Raw genomic sequence first — 18,621 nt, forward strand, 5'->3', positions numbered from 1 at the left:
AGGCTCGCGGGGAAGCGGTTTTCCGAAAATCTGGTCAGTGCTCGCGGAAAAAACCGAATTCTTACCCGCTGAAAAAATTAATTGCCAAAAATGGCAGAGGTTGCATTTTCAAAATTGCCGATGTACTATTCTCAGAATCTTACTTAAGAGTTTCTTACCTACCAGCATCGCTTGATGTTCCTTTCCTCCACACAAAATGGTGCTACCAAATCGACCTCGAGAGGGGCCGGTGCTTTTGTGTTGCGTTGCTTTCGTAGTGTGAAATTTCACCTGTCGGACACCATCTCTCCGGTCCGAGCATTTCTCGTGGTCTTCTACGCCTTGTTGGTGGTTGGCGGTCTACTGCAGACTGATTTTTCCCCGAACGGTAAATTGACCAGCCCTCATTCGCACGACAGTGGCTTAGCCGAGGTCGTAGAATTTGAAGGGGAAAGCAAGTCGGAAATTCAGCTTCCGACGCTGACTCCGAACTGGACGATGCCTACCTTCGAGGTTACCGCAACGTTGGTTGTGAACGACCGTCCGCAGGTAACTTCAGTTCAGCAACAAACCGTATCTCAATTGCGTGGTCCGCCGGTCGTCTAAACGTCCCGGCCTTCTTATCCATCACGCACACCCGTCGGCATTTGCCGAATGGTAGATGGGCCAGCTACTAGCTGATTCTAACGTCTTCGCGGCGTTTCGTTCTGGTTGTTTTATTTCCACTTTTGCTGTGGTTCTTCTTCATGGGACTTGCCATCCCGTTGTCGAAGATCCCATTTGAATTTTCCAATAACGCTCTGTTAGAGCTTAACGACATACCTGCTAGTCGCGATCGACTGGCAGGCTAGAGAGTTGATGGCTGATTTCCCATCTTCGGAACTGGCGGTCGCTGGCGGGTTGGCCGCAGTGGGGTTCATCGTGAAGGGTAGTATCGGATTGACGGCAACGTTTACGTTGCGATCGTTTACTCCGATGCGCTGGATCGATGCGGTGACCGTCGGTTCCTTTTATAGATCAGATTCGGCAGGTGACTTGGTGACCTGCCTGAGGATTTTGGCCACTCTGAGGCGTACGGGCGGCGAGCGTTGCTCGGCCTGGTCATACCGGTGAACTAGATTCCCATGCAGGCTTCTATTGACGCACTGGTCGAAGCATCAAACCTGGAGGCGATAACCGGACAGATTATCGAAGCGTTGTCGAGCGTTTCCTCGATTTCCTGATCTCAAGAGGCGGCACCGAAGGCTTTTCAAGTCATCCCCTGCGCTTGAATGCCTAGGTGTACCTGAGAAATGGCCGCCAGCGTGCCTTTAGCTGGCGGCTGTTTCTTTGCGCCAATCGGCTTCTATGCCTGAGGCGCACCTTCCGAAGGTGGCTCGGAAGACGACTTCACTTCATCGATCTTGTCGACGATCTTCCCGAGGGTCATTGCCACGGCAATCAACGCGATCCCCGTGGTCAACAGGTCGACACCCACCAAAATCCCAATGGCCCACATGCCGGAAGCAGGCCACTGCGCCCAGATCATCGCGCCTAACAACCAGGTAATGAACCCGCTAAAGAGAATTGCCAACCAACCTTGGGCAGGTCGAAAGCTAAACGAAGCGACGATCTTCCAAATTCCTTCGGCAACAAAATAGACGGCTAGAATCAGCGTCAAGATTTCCATCCCCAGAACTGGATGCGCGAGAACGGCAATACCACCCAGTGTCGTCACGCCACCAAGAATGAGCGGGAGCAACTTGTGCGACCACCCTTCAGCCTTCAGCCCCATGGCGACCTGCGAGATGCCGGCGATCAGCATGATCGCACCAACAATGTAGACCACCGCGGTACCCGCAACGGCCGGCGATCCGATCGCCACGACGCCCAGGATCGCGGTCAGGACGCCCATGATTAACAGAAATGTGACGCTTGGTTTCTTCGATTCAGCCATGGTGTTTCTCCCCGATTGTGAATTAGCCCGTCCCCAGATTGTACTGCTGTAAACTGGGACATTCTATATTTCTTTTGGTAGAGAATTTGCCACCGACTGCCATCCAAATTGGCGATCGAATTGCGTCCTAGAGTCGAATCTTTAAACCCATTTCGTTCTTCATCGTCAGCAGCGCTTCGGCGTTACCTTTGGCATCGTCGACAGGGTGATGCGTATGCCGCGTCTTTCTCAGGTGCTTGAAGTTCTTGAATGTGTCCTGCACCATCCCTTTGTAGAGCGAGCCTAGATTCGTTGAGCTGAACCCGAAGGGATTGCTTCCCAGGAAGTGATGGAAGTACCAGTTGATGAACTGCCAGTCAAAGCCATTGTTGTCGGAAATAAACATTGGCCTGTCGTCACACTCGGCTTTCAGCCAACTGGCAAACGCCTGCATCGTACGCTTAGGTTCGTCGAACTGCAGCGTTTCATTGCGTGAGAACCCTGATACGGCCAAAGCCTCAGGAATCCACTTCTCCGATATCGGCTTCAACCGGCCATAGAAAGTGCGGGCAAGTCCAGGCTCAACCAGCACGGCCCCGAAGCACACCATCGAATAATCACCAGGAATCGGCCCATCCGATTCGACGTCTACCATGACGTAACTCATTGCTTTCCTCTTTCATACTTTTTGGTCATCTCTACAGAGAGTTATTCTAGCTAGAAGAAAGATTCTTGCTTCGATCAATCGATTACATTCCCTCGTATTCCCAGTGCATGAACTTGCGTAACTGATCAATTACGTCCTGATAGTCGTTTCCCTTTAAAGCAGTGACCTTTTCGATAATGGCTCGCTCGACAGTTTCGGGATCGTAGTGGTCTACAAGAATTCCAGGGCGTTCGCCCAGCCGTTTCATTCGTCCCACGGCTCGTGGGGTCGCGACGCAAACCTGAAAGTTTGATCCCGCTTCGTCCCCAACTTCTCCAACCGTTACGGTGAACCAGCCATAATCGTCCCAGGGGTCAGGCGACTGGTAACGAACGAACTCCTCCCAGTCGATATATTGAGTCGACTCAATATATCGAACATCAAATTGAACGGTCACGGTAACACCTTCAGAGGACGACTTCAGCGGGCAGTAAGAAAGTACTTGCCGACAAGAATGTCCCCAACCCGGCCCAAAGGTTCAACTAAATACCGGTCATCTGCTCGAGATTCTCTGGATAACGCTCGCCATAGATTGCAACCTGAGCGGCCGCATCTTCGATTTCCTGAAGATCTTCGGCCGTGAGTTGCATCGATGCTGCTGCCAGGTTTTCTTCCAGGCGGCCAAGATTCGTCGTCCCAGGAATCGGCACAATCCACGGCTTCTGAGCTAATAGCCAGGCCAGGCAGATCTGCGCCGCAGTTGCATTCATCCGGCCGGCGACCTCCTGCAAGACGTCCACCAACCCTTGATTCGCCTCTAAGGCCTCCGGACTGAAGCGAGGCAGCTTGGCGCGAAAGTCATTGCCATCCAGTTTCGCCGTAGCTCTGAGTGCCCCCGCCAAGAAGCCACGACCCAGCGGGCTATAGGGCACCAGGCCGATACCAAGTTCTTCCAGCACCGGCAGCGTCTGATTCTCGATCCGCTGCCACCACAGCGAATACTCACTCTGCAGTGCCGCGACTGGCTGCACGGCATGAGCACGGCGGATCGTCTCGATACCGGCTTCCGACATTCCAAAGTGCTTGACCTTGCCTTCGGCGATCAACTCCTTGACCGCACCGGCAACGTCCTCGATCGGAACATTCGGATCGACACGATGCTGATAGAACAAGTCAATCCGATCGGTTCGTAGCCGCTTAAGGGACTGCTCGCAGACTTCTTTGATATGCTCTGGCCGACTGTTCAGGCCGATCGCCCCAGGCATCTTGTCAGTACCGCTCAAGTCGAACCCGAACTTGGTTGCCAGTACCACCTGATCGCGAACGCTTTCCAGACCTTCGCCCACGACTTCTTCATTGGCGAAGGGACCGTAAACCTCTGCGGTGTCGAACAATGTGACGCCTTGCTCGACCGCCGCCAGCAGCAGCGACTTCATTTCCTCCTTGTCTTTGCCAGGTCCGTAATAGGCCGTCATACCCATACAGCCCAAGCCGATGGCCGAGACCTCGAGTCCGCTGGTTCCAAGCATTCGCTTGTGCATGAGCATGCCTTCCTCTGTTCCGATTGAGTTTCGCTGGTCTACTTCGTGGCTACGTCATAGCACAGCAGCAGATCGTGATCACGAATGTATAACTTGCCATTGGCGATCACCGGATGAGCCCAGGCCGGTGAGTCGGTTCGGTCCGGTTGCTCGAATCGTCCCTTTTCGACGTACTCTTCCTTGCTAGGTTCAATCAGCAACACGGTGCCATCTTCGGTTCGCAGATAGAGAAGACCATCGGCCATCGCCAAGGCTCCTTTCTGAGCACTACGTTCACGCCACAGCACATCACCCGTCTGATAGTCGAGGCAGGCGAGAAAACCACCGCCGTTGCCACCATTGGCACCGTACAAGGCACCATCGACGACGACCATGCCGCCATGATGGTTCTGCATGTTCGAGGTGAAGTAGACCTCTTCGGCTTCGATCGTCCCGTCGTCGCTCTTGTTCAGCTTGACCGCGCCACCGCCGTTGCCATAGGCCGAGGCGGCAAAGACCAAGCCATCGTGATAGACGGGTGTCGAGCAGTTGATTCCCATCGCGTTGGCAGGGCGATCGTACTTCCAAAGAAGCTCACCATCGTCCGCAGCCACGCCCACCAAGGCCTTGGCTGTCAACTGCACATACTGCCGCTGGCCTTCAAAGTCGATGGCGATGGCCGAAGCATACGCCGCGTCGGGGCGTGGACCTCCGCGACCAAAACCACGACGCCCTCGGCTTCGTCCTTCACCACGGGGCGGTCCTTCGCGGGGTTCTTCCCGCATCGGAGCCGCTTCCGGCTGGGCTTCTTCTTCCTGCGTCTTCGTCTGCCAAAGTGTCTTGCCCGTGCTTTTGTCGAGAGCCACGATCGTCGCCTTATTACCACCCGGCGTGACGATCATCTTCTCGCCGTCGATCAGGGGAGATTCGCGGTAGCTCCAACGCGGAATGGTGCCGCCAAAGTCTTCCTTCAAATCACGTTGCCAAACGATGGAACCATCTTCGACATTCAAGCAGGCCACGTTGCCGGCCATGCCCATCACAAACAGAAGCTTGCCATCGACGGTCGGTGTGCACCCAGGACCTTCCTTCGACTGCGGCATGTCTTGATCGTAAGCTGGTCCCAACTTGCTTACCCACAACGGCTCGCCATTCTTTTCGGAAAGGGCCCACACAACTTCATCTTCGCCGCGATTGCTCATCCCGAAGATGCGCCCGTCGGCAATCGATGGGGTACTGTCCCCGCCGCCCAGTTCGGTAACTCGCCAAGCAAGCTCGGGACCGTCGCTGGGCCAGGTTTTCATCAGGCCAGTTTCCTGCGAGATGGCATCCCGGTGCAGTCCCTGCCACTGAGGCCAATCGTTCGCCTGAAGCAAACCCGAGAAGCCGAACAAGGCCATCCCCACAGAAAGAATAAGAAGCCGCATGATAATTTCCCTTGAATATCGAATGAACGGATGATTCGTGATCGACGATCTCCGCCGACTAGACGTACTTAGTTAAACACGCCAGAGAGCGGATCGTTGTGGTCAAATTGGCCGAAATTACGCGGTTTTCAGCGATTCCATGTCAATGCAAAAACGATACTTAACGTCTGATTTCAAAAGACGTTCGTACGCCTCGTTGACCTTCTGAATCGGAATCACTTCGACATCCGCCGTGATGTTCTTCTCACCACAGTAATCGAGCATTTCCTGTGTTTCCGCAATGCCGCCAATGATTGATCCAGATAGGCTTCGGCGTCCAAACAGCAGCGAAAACCCGGAGACCTCCATCGGTTGTTCGCTGGCCCCGACCAAAGTCAGGTTGCCGTCGGTGGCGAGCATGCCCAGTAGCGCGTTGATGTCATGCGGGGCCGAGACCGTATCGAGGATGAAGTTGAAACTGCCGGCATGCTTCTGCATTTCATCTTCATTGCGAGAGATGATAACCTCGTCGGCCCCCAATCGCAGGGCATCTTCCTTTTTGTCAGGCGATCTGGTGAAGACCACCGTATGAGCTCCCATCGCGTGGGCGAACTTCACGCCCATGTGCCCAAGCCCACCCAGACCGACAATACCAACCTTCATCCCAGGCCCTACCCCGTAGCGTTTGATCGGAGAATAGGTCGTAATCCCAGCACAGAGCAGGGGGGCAGTTCCGGCCAGGTCGAGGTTCTCAGGCACACGCAGCGCGAAATGTTCGTTCACGACAATACTGTCGCTGTAGCCACCATAAGTAACCGGAGCCGTACCGTGCTTATCAGGCGAATTGTAGGTGAACACGCCGGAGGGGCAGAGGTTTTCTCGATCGGCCTTGCACTCTGGACAGGTTCCGTCCGAGTCGACCAGGCAGCCTACTGCGGCCAAGTCGCCTGGCTTCAGCTTGGTAACGCCGGAACCGACCTTGGTAACACGGCCCACGATCTCGTGACCTGGCACCACAGGGTAAACGGTAGGCATGACACTTTGCCATTCGTTACGAACCTGGTGCAAATCAGAGTGACACACGCCACAGAAAAGGATTTCGATTTGTACGTCCTTCTCAGTCGGATCGCGACGAGGAATCGTGGCCGAATCGAGGGGAGATGTCGCAGTTTCGGCGGCATAGGCTTTGGTCTGATACATGAGTCTGTTCTCTATTTTTTCTGGTTGAAACTTTGTTTACCGATAGAATCAAAGTGCAAACCGATTAAATTGCCTTGCCTGGTTTGCGTGTCGAACGGAAAAAATTTTACGGCGATTGATGCGTCACCCGGTATGTTGATCCTCCAGGGTCATTGTCAGATTCTCTAACGAGCTCATTTTTCTGATCAACACTCGCTGATCCCGCGTTAAGTTAACGTTATGAGTAATACCAACCCCAACTCGTCGTCTCGCATGCAGGCCGATCAGCAAGAACTCTCCTCGCGGATTGCCGAGCGAATGCCTCGCGATGGCAGCCAGGAAGTTCAGCCGGGCCTTTTCTTCTATCGAGTCACTGCCCCCACGCAGCCAACGCATGCCGTTTGCGAGCCTTCGCTGTGCGTGATTGCCCAGGGAAGCAAGACGGTCACCATGGGGGACGCCACGTTTCGCTACGATCCGGCGAACTACTTGATCACCACCATGGGCGTTCCGCTTTCGGCTCAGATTATCGAGGCGTCTTCGGAGCAACCGTATCTCAGCATTCGCCTGCAACTCGACCCTTCGGTGATCACCTCCGTGATGGTCGAATCAGGCCACGTTCCCAGCAAAGGTGACGGCAACGTCAAAGCGGTCGATGTCAGCAGTCTCGACGCCGAACTGCTCGATGCCACGTTGCGATTGGTGCGCCTGACAGAAAAGCCGAACGAGTATGAAGTCCTGGCGCCGCTGGTCATGCGCGAGATCGTCTACCGGCTACTCACTAGCGCGCAAGGAGACCGCATGCGACACCTGACGCGCTTCGGCGGTCATGCCCATCGCATGGTGCGGGCCATCGAATCCATCCGAGCCAACTTCGACCAGCCGATCCGCATCGAAGACCTCGCCAAAGACCTCAGCATGAGTGTCTCCGGCTTTCATGTGCACTTCAAAACGGTCACGGCAATGACCCCCATCCAATTTCAAAAACAGCTTCGCCTACAAGAAGCCAGGAGATTGATGCTGGACAACGGTCTCGACGCCGCACAAGCCGGATTCCAGGTCGGCTACGAAGATGCTTCCCACTTCAGCCGAGAATACAAACGCCACTTCGGCAGGCCACCGATGCGGGATGTGGAAGAACTACGGGCTACGGCGGTAGCTGACTAGCGGTTGTGCCTGGGAGTCATCTGCGTCCGCATGTCACTTGTTTTCGGGGTGAATTCGCTCTCGCTTTCGTTAAAATCTGACGCATGGCGTCTAGTAATCCATAGTCGTCTTTCTCGACTGAAATTGAAATCAATCGGGTTCACTTAGCCCGCCGCTAATAGGAAAAACCAATCATGAAGTCGCTCGTAATTTGCCTGCTCGGACTTTGGGGAACCGCACTACTTGTTGGGTCATCGGCCGCCCAGGACTACAAGGTCGGCGACAAAGTTGTCGTCACTGCCAATGCCTCGTTGCAGCTTTCGGGAGAAGAAGTCGGCAGCGTCTCACTTGGCGACGTCCTGCAAGTCAAAGCCATTAATGACAAGTGGCTGTGGGTGAAAGAGGATGAGAAGGGCTGGCTGAACCAGCAGTATGTCGTCCCGCTGAATCGCGCCGCGATCGAACAATTCACGAAATTGGTTAAAGAGAATCCGAAAAACGCAGGGGTTTACATTAAGCGAGGGAACGTTTGGCTCAACCTGAATGAAATCGAGCCTGCCATCGCCGACTTCAGCGAGGCTATCCGCCTGGAACCCAAAATGAGCCTGGCCTACAACAACCGGGGAACAGCCTTGTTCAACAAAGGGGATCACGACCGGGCAATTGAAGACTACAGCAAAGCCATCGAACTCGATCCCAAAGAGAAACTCGCCTATTTTAACCGGGGCAATGTTTGGCTCGAAAAAGGGGAGTTCGATAAGGCACTCGAGAATTACAACGAGGCCATTGAATTGGACCCGAAAATGAGCCAAGCCTACTGCAACCGCGGGATAGCATGGCACAGCAAAGGCGAATACGACAAGGAAATCGAAGATTACAACGAGGCCATCCGCCTTGAGCCGAAACTGAGCCTGGCCTACGTCAACCGAGGCTATGCCTGGAGCGACAAACGCGAGTACGATCGGGCAATCAAGGATTACAACGAGAGTATTCGCCTCGATCCCAATACAGCGGACGGCTACAACGAACTTGCTTGGCTCTTGGCAACCTGCCCCAGTTCCGAGCATCGCGATGGCGAGTTGGCCATCCGCCACGCGACGAAGGCCTGTGAATTGACGAACTGGAAAAACGATTCCTACATCGATACTCTTAGCGCTGCGCATGCCACTGAAGGCGATTTCAAAAAGGCGATCGAGTACCTGGACCAGGCAATCGAACTCAACCCTGATACCGATCCAGAGACTCGCAATGCCATGCGATCCGCATTTAACGAGGGGAAACCTTATTTAGATGAAGATTCCTAAGCTGGATCGATTACTTGCTATGAGGCACACCCATTTCGATCCACTTCTTGATCAACTCGATTTCCTCTTGCGGAAGCTTGCCGCCACGCGGAGGCATTTGTGGAACGAGTGAATCCGGCGGTGCGTTGAGCGACTTGAAGACCATGCTCTCGTCTGGTTTCCCTGGCACCGCACCTGGGCCTCCATAACCACCGATTAGGATCTCCTCACGAGTGTTTAGCGCGAGATCTCCCTTCGGCTCTTTCGTATTTGTATGACAGCGATAACATTTCCGCTGCAGGATGGGCTCCACTTTGTCAGTAAAGAAGGCGAGCTGCTCAGGCGTGAACTCAAGCTCGGCCTGTTTCGTATCCTCGCTCTTCATCGCTAGCGATTTTTCTTGATCGGTCGCTCGCTCAGCAACACCTGGCAGTAACTGGGCCATAGCATAGACGGACCAGGCAGTCGCAACGGCTGAGATGAACTGATCTTTGTCGTGTGGAAACGAGGTCTCGAAGTGGGGCTGAACGAATGGGGCCCGCTTCTTCACGTGCCACGATCCATCTTCCAGCTGCGTGTCCAACAGAAACCGCAGCCCGGCCTGCAGGGCAGGGGCCTCGCGGTCAAGTTGTTCCGATTCAAGCAAAGCAATCAGCGCGGTACTGGTGGCATAGGCATCGCTTGGCTGCTCGGGAAGCTGCGCCCAACCGCCATCATCCTGCTGCCAATCCAGCAACTTCTCGGCTTCATCACGCATGATCGACTCTTCGGCTTCAACCAGCTTCAGCGTACGCAGCTTCGACACACTTTCTTCGGTATCGCGGCTAGGTGTCTTGATGAGCCAGTCTCTCGCTTCGGTCACGCGGACGGCAACACCTAGTTCCGTATCTGGCGTGGTGTAATCGAGAATACCGCGGACAACCGCCCACGTGGTGGTGAAGGGACTAGCAACCGTTGGTGGACGAGGACGTCCCCTCCAGGCCCAATGATCACTTTCATGGTCAACCAGCACCAAGTGCTCGACAGCGAGGCTCGTCGCTTCATCAGCCGGCCAATCACCAGCCGACAGCGTCATCAACTGCCAGCCAATGCCGTCGGCCTGACCCGGCGTCCGCCCGCCAACCCCTACTCGCCGAATGGCCCGCGTGAGATTCGTCTGGGCCCGCTCCATCTGATCGAGCACGATCTGCCGGTCGACTTCAAACCCATGCAGCCGCGCGGCCTCGATCGCTACCGTGGTAACGCCCCCATTGTGGCACGTGTAACAAGCCCGCTCCTGGAAAGCGACCTTCGTGGCCTTTTCCACCAGCGGCAACGCTTTCTGAATCGAAGCACGGAGCTCAGCATCGGAGACAGGCTGCTCGGCATGAAGCATCGGAGCAGAAACAACAAGCAAGATGAGAGAGAAGAGGAGTCGCATCGTATCGGCTTTAGCTAGGGTCTTCGTGGGTAAAGACTTTGGCAATCGAGCGGACCTGGGCCCAACCAATCGAACCCCGGTGATAGGTTTGGGTTTCGGAGCATCGAAAGTACATGACCGCTGATTCAGCGAAACGGTCGCTGGACTATCTCGGATCACGATACCGCCCTTATTGAGACCGACTCACCACAACGCTGGTCTCAACAAAGCCCCTTGTTGAGAGCGACTATCTTTTGAGTAAAAATGCAAGTGGAGACCACGCATAGGGTTACTTCCCTCTAGATTTTGTCGATACGAGTGATACCATTCGGGAAGAAATTGAGACTGCACACGATGATGTAGCCACCGCCAAAGTATCGTTCAGGCTCGCGATTTGCACCGTAGATCTTAAAAAGATCGTTGGACTCCCTGCGGTGATGACGCAACACCCACGAGCGACTTTGATCGCTCTTCAGCCAGAATGAAAGGACACCACCATGGATCAGGCCGTAATTGACAAGTTGAATGAAATTTTGAAGCACGAATGGACCGGAGTCGCTCAGTACTCGCAGGCCGGCTTCGTTGTCAGCGGACTGTGGCGCGAAGTTTACAGCGAAATGTTCCTGGAAGCCGCCAAGGAATCGTTTGGTCACGCCAAGATCATCGGCCAGAAGATTTCCGCTCTCGGCGGTGTTCCGACCATCGAGCGTAACCAGGTCAAGCAAACCGACGACCTGTACGAAATGCTGACCAACGGGTTGGAATTCGAATCGAAGGCCGTCCAGCTCTATCAGGAAGTCCTGTCGATGGTCGACGGTAAGAATCGCCCGCTGGTCGTTCTGCTGGAAGAAATCCTGCTGGAAGAACAGGAAGGCGTCGACGAATTCACGATGATCCTGAAGGACCCGACCGTCGCCGCGCAAGCCAAGGGTGGCAGTGCGTCAAAGGCTGGCTAGTCCGGCAAGAAAACAAACGACCCTTTAAAACAGACGTTCAAAGGGTCGCTGATTACACCAGTGTTGTTGTGGTAACACCCAGGCAGTACCCCAGGTCGCACCTAGGCGAAACCAAGGCACTTACCGCAACAATGCATTTCTATGCGGACTCCGCGTGCCAGACTCGCAGCGATGGAGCAGACGACGGATTGATTCGCCCTGACACGATGGCTTCGTCTGCCGGGCGAGTAGCTTTCAGAGTAACTCGCTCACGTTTCGCGGAAACCATGTCAGGCAAAGCACTTGCGATACCCAAGGCAGTTCGTAGTGCGGCAAGCGATTCTGGCGAAACTTGAACGCTGGACTGGGTAAACCAGCCCACACGCTGACCGCCGAAGCTTTGCTGGCGGATTTCGACAAAGGCGCAACCTTCGCGATCCGTGCAATTTACGACGAGCGTGCGGTCGCGGTCTCCGGTCGAGATCGTTTCGACCACATGTTCTTTGAGGTAGGACATATATTAGGCGAGAGTGCTATCGGCTTGGGTGAAGTTGATATCAAGTCTCAGTACATGCCTATTCTGGGGCGATTGCTTTCATGCGTCAATAACAAAAATCCCAAATACAGTAATTAGTGGGGCTTATTGACGGTTCTGCGGAATGCCAGTATCATTTCGCGTTTCCACCTGCATATTGTGCCTCATCTATTTGAGGCTTTCATCGGACGTTCGCCCCACCGGCCCCGGGTTCGACATCATCGACCGCGGTTATCAGGGCACTAAATTGAGGCAGGCAAGCGACTTACACCTTGCCACCCCCTCGTTGGAAACACGGTCATGGCAGTACCAAAGAGAAAACAGTCGAATTCCCGTACCGGCATGCGTCGCGCTCACGATGGCCTGAAGGCCCGCGAGTTGACTCTCTGCCCTAATTGCTTGCACGAACGTCGTGTTCGCGTGGCCGTTCCGACCCACGTGGTGTGCCCCGAATGTGGTCACTACCAGGGCCGAAACGTTATGCCTTCAAGCGAAGTCGCCGAATAAGCACCCCCCTGGGCTTCCAAGGGCACAAGACCGCTGGGACAATGCACCCACGGATGATTTCATCCGCCGGTGTAGACCTCCGCCAGCGGTCTGTCGACTTCGAAGCTTGATCGAGAGAAGGGCCCCCTGCGATGAGCAAGATCGCATTTCTATTCCCGGGACAAGGCGCGCAAACCGTTGGAATGGGGAAATCCCTCTACGAGTCGCTGCCGGCCGCGAAAGAATATTTCGACCGAGCCAACGAGATCCTCGGCTACAACTTGGCCGAGGTCTGCTTTGAAGGCCCCAGCGAGAAGCTCGACTCAACCGTTCATAGCCAGCCGGCCCTGTTCGTCACGAGCATTGCGGCCCTGGCCAAACTGCGTGACGAATCCCCAGACGTCCTTCTTTCTGCGGAAGCCACCGCTGGACTGAGCCTGGGTGAGTACACGGCCATGGTCTTCGCCGGCGTGATGGAGTTTGAAGACGCCCTGAAAGTCGTTCAGGTGCGAGGCGAAGCAATGCAAGCCGCCTCCGACGCCGTGCCTAGCGGCATGGTCAGCATCCTGGGACTCGAGCCAGACGCTGTCGAGAAGATCTGCGACGAAGCCCGCGGTGACGGCATTCTTCAAATCGCGAACCTGCTTTGTCCAGGCAACATTGTCGTCTCCGGTACCAACGAAGCCTGTGAGCGAGCTGCGGAAATCGCCGACAAAAGCGGTGCGATGAAGGTCATTCCTCTGGCCGTCGCCGGAGCGTTTCACACGGAAATCATGCGGCCTGCGGTCGACAAACTGACTGCGGCGCTGGCAAATGTCACGCTCAAGAGCCCTAAAATCCCGGTTATTTCCAACGTCGATGCTCAACCGCATGACAACGTGGAAGAGATTCGCTCGCTCCTGCAGCAACAAGTCTGCTCCCAGGTTCGCTGGGAACAGTCGATGCGTTACCTCTTAGATCAGGGCTTTGACGAGTTTTACGAAATCGGTGCGGGCAAGGTGCTTCGCGGCCTGATGAAGCGAATCAATCGCAAAGTTGCGTTCACCGGCGTAGAAGCCTGAGCCACTTAGCGCCCCACTAACTCTTTTGAATTCAACAGATTAGGCAATTTCCCCATGAGTGACGCACTTCCCGTTGATTTGACTGGCAAGACGGCCATCGTGACTGGAGCCTCGCAAGGGATTGGTCAGCAAATCGCCATTGGCTTGGGCAAGCGTGGCGCTAAGGTCGCTTGTGTCGCCCGAAGCGCTGAAAAGCTGGCCGAGACGGTCGCGGCTATCAAGGAAGCCGGTGGCGAAGCGGAAGCCTTCCCATGCGACGTAACTTCGCGAGAAAGCGTCGAACAGCTAATCGACAAGGTTGCCGAAGACTGGGAAAAGATCGATATTCTGGTAAACAATGCCGGCGTTACCCGCGACAACTTGCTTCCTCGTATGACCGACGAAGAATGGGATACGGTCATCAATACGAACCTGCGAGGCATGTTCCTGTTCAGCCGAGCCGCCTCGAAGTACATGATGCGTGCCCGATTTGGCCGTATCATCAACATCAGCAGCGTCTCCGGCATCATGGGCAACCCTGGCCAGACGAACTATTCGGCCTCGAAAGCCGGTATGATTGGCTTCACCCGCAGCCTGAGCCGCGAACTGGCCGGCCGCAAGGTGACGATCAACGCCATTTGCCCAGGCTTTATCGAATCCGACATGACCAAGGCCTTGGGCCCAGCGGTCGAAGACGAAGTCAAGAAACGTATTCCAGCTAAGCGGATGGGCAAGCCGGAAGAGATCGCGGACGCGGTCCTTTTCCTTGCCAGCGATCACGCTGCCTACGTCACCGGCCAGGTTCTGACCGTCGACGGCGGCATGACCGGCTAGCACTTATTGGAAACGCCTTAGTGACATTGACTTAGATACCAGATTTTATCTAAGAGCGTGTTTCCTGAAAATTAAGATGGATAGGGTGGTCTCCACCTTGACCCGTTTTACTTGGGTCATCTATCTTGTTGAGCTTGAAACTTCATAAAAAACCAACTTAAGTCACCATAGACGACCGAGCTTTCGGTCGCTTGCCCCAAAACGGAGGACACGTCGTGTCGGTTGAAGAGCGTGTAATTGAGATCGTTGCTAGCCAACTGGGTGTTGATAAAGAAAAGGTTTCCCGCGACAGTTCGTTCGTGAACGATCTGGGTGCCGACTCGCTGGACATGGTCGAGCTGGTCATGGAACTGGAAGAAGAATTTGATATCGACATTCCAGAAGATTCTGCGGATAAGATTGAAACGGTCGGTCAAGCGATCGATTACTTGGAAGAAGCCAAGAACTCCTAATCGGCTGATTTCTTCTTTCCCGCTTGTACTCCTAGCGTTCATAGAATCATGAAGCGTCGCGTTGTCGTTACCGGAATGGGGATTGTCTCCTCGCTGAGCTGCCAACTGGATCAGTTTTGGTCGAAGTTGATCGCAGGCGAGACTGGTATCCACGAAATCAAAATCCTGGATCATTCCCGGTTCAAGGTGAAGTTCGCCGCCGACGTTCATGACTGGGCACCGGACGAGTACATCGACTCGAAAGAACAGAAACGTCTGGACCGTTTCTCTCAATTTGGAATGGTCGCGGGAATCGACGCCGTCACTCAGTCCGGCCTCGATTTCTCGCAAGAAGATTCCTACCGCTGCGGCGTGATTCTGGGATCTGGCGTGGGCGGCATCGCCACCATCGAAGAGCAAACCGAGAAGCTCCTGACCAAAGGTGCTGATCGCGTCTCGCCGATGACGATTCCTCGCCTGATGCTCAATGCCGCGGGTGGTAACATTTCCATCCGCTACGGAATGCGTGGTCCCAACTACACCGTGGCCACCGCATGTGCCAGTGCAACCAACGCCTTGGGCGACGCACTGAAAGCGATTCAATACGACGAAGCGGACGTCATGATTTCCGGTGGTACCGAAGCGGGTATCACGCCAATGGGAATCAGCGCCTTCTCGAACATGAAGGCCCTCTCGTTCCGCAACGACGCCCCGGAAAAGGCCAGCCGCCCATTTGATCTCGATCGTGACGGTTTCGTCATGGCCGAAGGTGCAGGCGTTGTGGTTCTGGAAGAACTCGAACACGCCAAGGCTCGCGGCGCGAACATCCTGGCCGAACTGGTCGGCTTTGGCTGCAGCGGTGACGGCGGTCACATCACCTCACCGGATCCAGAAGGCCGCGGGGCTGCTCGAGCAATGCAAAATGCATTGAATGATGCCCAGCTCGCACCTGAAAAGATCGACTACATCAACGCTCACGGTACAAGCACGCCCCCAGGCGATAAGGCCGAAACAATCGCTATCAAGACAGTCTATGGCGACCACGCCTATAAACTGGCGGTCTCCAGCACGAAGAGCTCGCTGGGTCACTCGCTGGGTGCCAGTGGCGGTATCGAGCTGATCGCGTGCATCAAGGCCATCCGGGAAGGCATCATTCCGCCGACCATTAACCTGGATAAGCCAGACCCTGCTTGTGATCTCGATTACACGCCAAACGAAGCCAAGGACCGCAAGGTCAGCTATGCAATGAGCAACAGCTTCGGTTTCGGTGGGCACAACGCGTGTGTCATCGCTAAAGAGTACGCCGAGTAATCTCAGCGCGTCTTCATTCGGTGGAAATCCTTGCGTTTTTCCTCGCTTTGGGGAATGATCGGTAATTAGGAACCCCGTTTCTGGCCAATCGCGGGGAACGTTTGATTTCGTTACCGAGAACTACGCGAGCATGATTCGCATTACCTGTCCCTGCTGCGGTGTCGGCATCAACGCCGAAGAGCGTCTGATTGGGCAGACGGTCCGCTGCCCAAAATGCTTGAGCATCACCAAAGTCCTTCGTCCCAAGAGTGACGATGACGATCTAGCCCCCGTTATCGAACCAAGCTACGAAACCAAAGTCTACGAAGACCAGCGACCTCAGCCCACCGACTGCCCTAAGTGCGGCAAGGTCATTCCTGCCGAGCAGTATCTCTGCAAAGGCTGCGGCTGGCATCTCAAACTCGAGGCCTACTTCGAGGATCTCACCGAAGAAGCCCTCGCGAAGGACTCCGAGCCTAAAACCAAGATGGAAAAGTGGCTCGAGGAACAGCTTCACGAACTGGCGACCCCCAGAGACCTGTTAATCGCATCGGGCCTATGTGCGGCCTTTTTGGGTTTCGTATTCGTTGTCGTAGGGAGAATTCTCTTTGGCGTTCTCGGGGGAACGATTGTCGGGCTCATGCTCGCTGCCGGCCTGGCCTTTGGCTGGTTCGTGCTCATGCAAAGATTGGGTGCACTGAATGACCCCAAACGAGAAGAACGACTTCAGCGAGAACGCATGCAACAGCGGGCTAAAGTCGCTCGCAATCCAGGGCGGGGCAGGGGAGTGAGCGAGGCGATCGCCAAGCCTATTGGCGAGTCACACTCGACCGCCTCGGCTTCGCTTGAACGAATATCGCTTCCCGACGATGAGTACGATACCGACGATATCGATCTCTTCTCAGACGAGCCTGCGAAACCCTCTAAGACCACACCGCAAAGTGCATCAGCCAGCTCACCACAGCACGCTAGCAGCCCGTCTCCCACGGAGAAACCATCGAAGAACAACGATGACGACTGGCTGGACAAACTTCTCTAGCGACCGATTCTCGATCGGTTTTGGCTCGATCGGTCGATTCGCCTTGTGGCACTTCTAAGCGGTTCCTATACTCCGGCAACTTTCGACGGAGCGTCTCAGCCAACAGTGGAATCGGCGAGACCAGATTGGCGTCGGATCATGGAGGAACGAATCATGGCACGTGGCACTCTTTTCAGCATTCTTTTGGTTGCATTGACCACCCACGTGGCAAACGCTCAATCGGAACCGCGGCCGATGCCGATCAGTGGTTCCACCGCGTCCGGAGCCGATTCGTCGCTTCAGTGGCGAAACCCAGGTGCCGCCGTTCCCAGCAGTACAGCTAACCCGGTACAGCCGGCAGCCTACGCCAGCGATCCGCCAACCCGTCAGGCTGAAAACGTCTCGAAGTCTGGCAGCCTGTTGAAGGTGACCTCGGGCCTGAAAGAGCTTCCCAACAGTGCCGGCCAGGTCTGGCGCGATTACGATCTCACACCGTACACCAGTCGCGTCACCACGACGGCCAAGCCAGAACAAGCCATCATTGACTGGATCCTGCGCGAAACAGGTACCGACGTCTGGTTCGGCGATCCCCTCGGCATGCTTTCCGCTAACAAGAGCACACTTCGTGTCTACCACACGCCTGAAATGCAGGAAGTCGTGACCGAAGTGGTTACCAAATTCGTCGACAGTCAGGCCGAAGTCAAAAAACTCGGCGTTCGCCTGGTTACCGTGAAAAGTCCCAACTGGCGCCGCTTGGCTTACCGCATGATGCAGCCCGTTTCAGTGAAAACGCCTGGTATCGAAGCTTGGCTGATGAGCAAGGAAAACGCTGCCGTTCTGCTGAATGAACTCCGCCAGCGAAGTGACTTCCGCGAACACCACGCGGCTGACCTGCTGGTTCACAATGGCCAGTCGAGCACGATCTCGATGCTTCAGCCTCGTTCGTTCGTCCGCGGTGTTCGCGCAACGCAGACCTTCCCAGGCTACGAACTGCAAACCGACCAGATCGAGGAAGGCTTCTCGATGGAAGTCAGCCCGCTGCTTACTCCGGACGATCGCATGATCGATGCCGTCCTGAAGTGCAGTGTCGACCAGGTCGAAAAGTTTGTCACCGTCGACGTCGATGTCCCCACCGCTGGCGTCCAGCGACAGGCCGTTGATATCCAAATCCCGCAAATGGTCAGCTGGCGACTGCACGAGCGTTTTCGCTGGCCATCGGATCAAGTCTTGCTGATCAGTTGCGGCGTCGTTGCTCGGCCCCAGGCCGGCATGGCTTCCGCCGCCCAACTGCCAAGTCTCCCCAGCTTGATCCCCACCGGCCCACCACGTGCCGATGGCCTCATGTTCGTGGAATTCAAGGGAGACGCCAAAACGGGTGCTGGCGCCCCAGTTCCCACGGCTCAGCCCAACGCAGTGGATAGCCGGGGCCGCTATTAAAGACCCCTTAAAAGGCGGGGTTCTGCCAATCGGCGTGAAGACTCCGCCGCCAGATTCCGATTTCTTAAGAATACTGGCCTAATGGAGTCTTTCCGCGCGTCTAAATAGGAAGATGCTTGCGGTTCTGATTCGAGCGATCCAA

19 protein-coding genes are annotated in these 18,621 nt (G+C 55.2%); 11 read left to right on the top strand and 8 right to left on the bottom strand.

Annotated elements, in window-relative coordinates; all coding sequences use genetic code 11:
* The first annotated feature begins 258 nt into the window (after positions 1-258).
* Positions 259-585, top strand: coding sequence for a hypothetical protein (locus PSR63_RS02655; RefSeq protein WP_274330491.1), 327 nt, complete (start codon positions 259-261; stop codon positions 583-585).
* A 739-nt stretch (positions 586-1,324) separates the two neighbouring features.
* Here PSR63_RS02655 and PSR63_RS02660 read toward each other — a convergent pair.
* The 6 genes from PSR63_RS02660 to PSR63_RS02685 form a co-directional block, all read right to left on the bottom strand.
* Positions 1,325-1,915, bottom strand: coding sequence for an HdeD family acid-resistance protein (locus tag PSR63_RS02660; protein WP_274330492.1), 591 nt, complete (start codon positions 1,913-1,915; stop codon positions 1,325-1,327).
* A 127-nt stretch (positions 1,916-2,042) separates the two neighbouring features.
* Positions 2,043-2,561 carry a 3'-5' exoribonuclease gene (locus tag PSR63_RS02665; RefSeq protein ID WP_274330494.1) on the bottom strand — a complete coding sequence of 173 codons (519 nt, stop codon included), beginning with the start codon at positions 2,559-2,561 and terminating at the stop codon, positions 2,043-2,045.
* 82 nt (positions 2,562-2,643) lie between these two features.
* Positions 2,644-2,997, bottom strand: a complete 354-nt coding sequence (locus tag PSR63_RS02670; protein ID WP_274330495.1) for an Imm8 family immunity protein — start codon at positions 2,995-2,997, stop codon at positions 2,644-2,646.
* Between the two features lie 85 nt (positions 2,998-3,082).
* Positions 3,083-4,081 carry an aldo/keto reductase gene (locus tag PSR63_RS02675; protein WP_274330496.1) on the bottom strand — a complete coding sequence of 333 codons (999 nt, stop codon included), beginning with the start codon at positions 4,079-4,081 and terminating at the stop codon, positions 3,083-3,085.
* 38 nt (positions 4,082-4,119) lie between these two features.
* A complete protein-coding gene (locus PSR63_RS02680) occupies positions 4,120-5,487 on the bottom strand; it encodes an outer membrane protein assembly factor BamB family protein (protein ID WP_274330498.1) in 1,368 nt (455 codons plus the stop codon).
* A 117-nt stretch (positions 5,488-5,604) separates the two neighbouring features.
* Positions 5,605-6,666 carry an NAD(P)-dependent alcohol dehydrogenase gene (locus PSR63_RS02685; RefSeq protein ID WP_274330499.1) on the bottom strand — a complete coding sequence of 354 codons (1,062 nt, stop codon included), beginning with the start codon at positions 6,664-6,666 and terminating at the stop codon, positions 5,605-5,607.
* A 219-nt stretch (positions 6,667-6,885) separates the two neighbouring features.
* On the opposite strand from PSR63_RS02685, the gene PSR63_RS02690 reads away from it, so the two are divergent.
* Positions 6,886-7,812 (top strand): AraC family transcriptional regulator, encoded by a 927-nt coding sequence (locus PSR63_RS02690; RefSeq protein ID WP_274330500.1) that lies wholly within the window; start codon positions 6,886-6,888, stop codon positions 7,810-7,812.
* A gap of 173 nt (positions 7,813-7,985) precedes the next feature.
* Positions 7,986-9,095, top strand: coding sequence for a tetratricopeptide repeat protein (locus tag PSR63_RS02695; protein WP_274330502.1), 1,110 nt, complete (start codon positions 7,986-7,988; stop codon positions 9,093-9,095).
* Positions 9,096-9,105: 10 nt separating this feature from the next.
* Here the strand turns inward: PSR63_RS02695 and PSR63_RS02700 are convergent, their stop codons facing one another.
* A complete protein-coding gene (locus tag PSR63_RS02700; RefSeq protein WP_274330504.1) occupies positions 9,106-10,494 on the bottom strand; it encodes a c-type cytochrome domain-containing protein in 1,389 nt (462 codons plus the stop codon).
* A gap of 476 nt (positions 10,495-10,970) precedes the next feature.
* On the opposite strand from PSR63_RS02700, the gene PSR63_RS02705 reads away from it, so the two are divergent.
* Complete coding sequence (locus tag PSR63_RS02705) at positions 10,971-11,429, top strand: ferritin-like domain-containing protein (RefSeq protein ID WP_274330505.1); 459 nt, start codon at positions 10,971-10,973, stop codon at positions 11,427-11,429.
* 139 nt (positions 11,430-11,568) lie between these two features.
* Here PSR63_RS02705 and PSR63_RS02710 read toward each other — a convergent pair whose 3' ends face one another.
* The gene (locus tag PSR63_RS02710; protein ID WP_274330507.1) at positions 11,569-11,925 is read right to left on the bottom strand and encodes a hypothetical protein; all 357 of its coding nucleotides are present in this window, start codon (positions 11,923-11,925) and stop codon (positions 11,569-11,571) included.
* 318 nt (positions 11,926-12,243) lie between these two features.
* On the opposite strand from PSR63_RS02710, the gene rpmF reads away from it, so the two are divergent.
* The 7 genes from rpmF to PSR63_RS02745 all read left to right on the top strand — a co-directional run bounded on the left by rpmF (position 12,244) and on the right by PSR63_RS02745 (position 18,479).
* Positions 12,244-12,450, top strand: a complete 207-nt coding sequence (gene rpmF / locus PSR63_RS02715; RefSeq protein WP_274330509.1) for a 50S ribosomal protein L32 — start codon at positions 12,244-12,246, stop codon at positions 12,448-12,450.
* 131 nt (positions 12,451-12,581) lie between these two features.
* A complete protein-coding gene (gene fabD / locus PSR63_RS02720) occupies positions 12,582-13,490 on the top strand; it encodes an ACP S-malonyltransferase (RefSeq protein WP_274330511.1) in 909 nt (302 codons plus the stop codon).
* 54 nt (positions 13,491-13,544) lie between these two features.
* Positions 13,545-14,303: a 3-oxoacyl-[acyl-carrier-protein] reductase gene (fabG, locus tag PSR63_RS02725; RefSeq protein ID WP_274330513.1), complete on the top strand. Its 759-nt coding sequence runs from the start codon at positions 13,545-13,547 to the stop codon at positions 14,301-14,303.
* A 191-nt stretch (positions 14,304-14,494) separates the two neighbouring features.
* Positions 14,495-14,755 (top strand): acyl carrier protein, encoded by a 261-nt coding sequence (gene acpP, locus PSR63_RS02730; protein WP_199188718.1) that lies wholly within the window; start codon positions 14,495-14,497, stop codon positions 14,753-14,755.
* 48 nt (positions 14,756-14,803) lie between these two features.
* The gene (gene fabF / locus PSR63_RS02735) at positions 14,804-16,045 is read left to right on the top strand and encodes a beta-ketoacyl-ACP synthase II (protein WP_274330517.1); all 1,242 of its coding nucleotides are present in this window, start codon (positions 14,804-14,806) and stop codon (positions 16,043-16,045) included.
* Between the two features lie 130 nt (positions 16,046-16,175).
* Entirely contained in the window at positions 16,176-17,063 is an 888-nt protein-coding gene (locus tag PSR63_RS02740) for a hypothetical protein (RefSeq protein WP_274330519.1), read from the top strand.
* A 153-nt stretch (positions 17,064-17,216) separates the two neighbouring features.
* Positions 17,217-18,479, top strand: a complete 1,263-nt coding sequence (locus tag PSR63_RS02745; protein ID WP_274330520.1) for a hypothetical protein — start codon at positions 17,217-17,219, stop codon at positions 18,477-18,479.
* Positions 18,480-18,621: the final 142 nt, after the last annotated feature.

It is taken from the genome of Bremerella sp. P1 (assembly GCF_028748185.1).
GTDB lineage: Bacteria > Planctomycetota > Planctomycetia > Pirellulales > Pirellulaceae > Bremerella.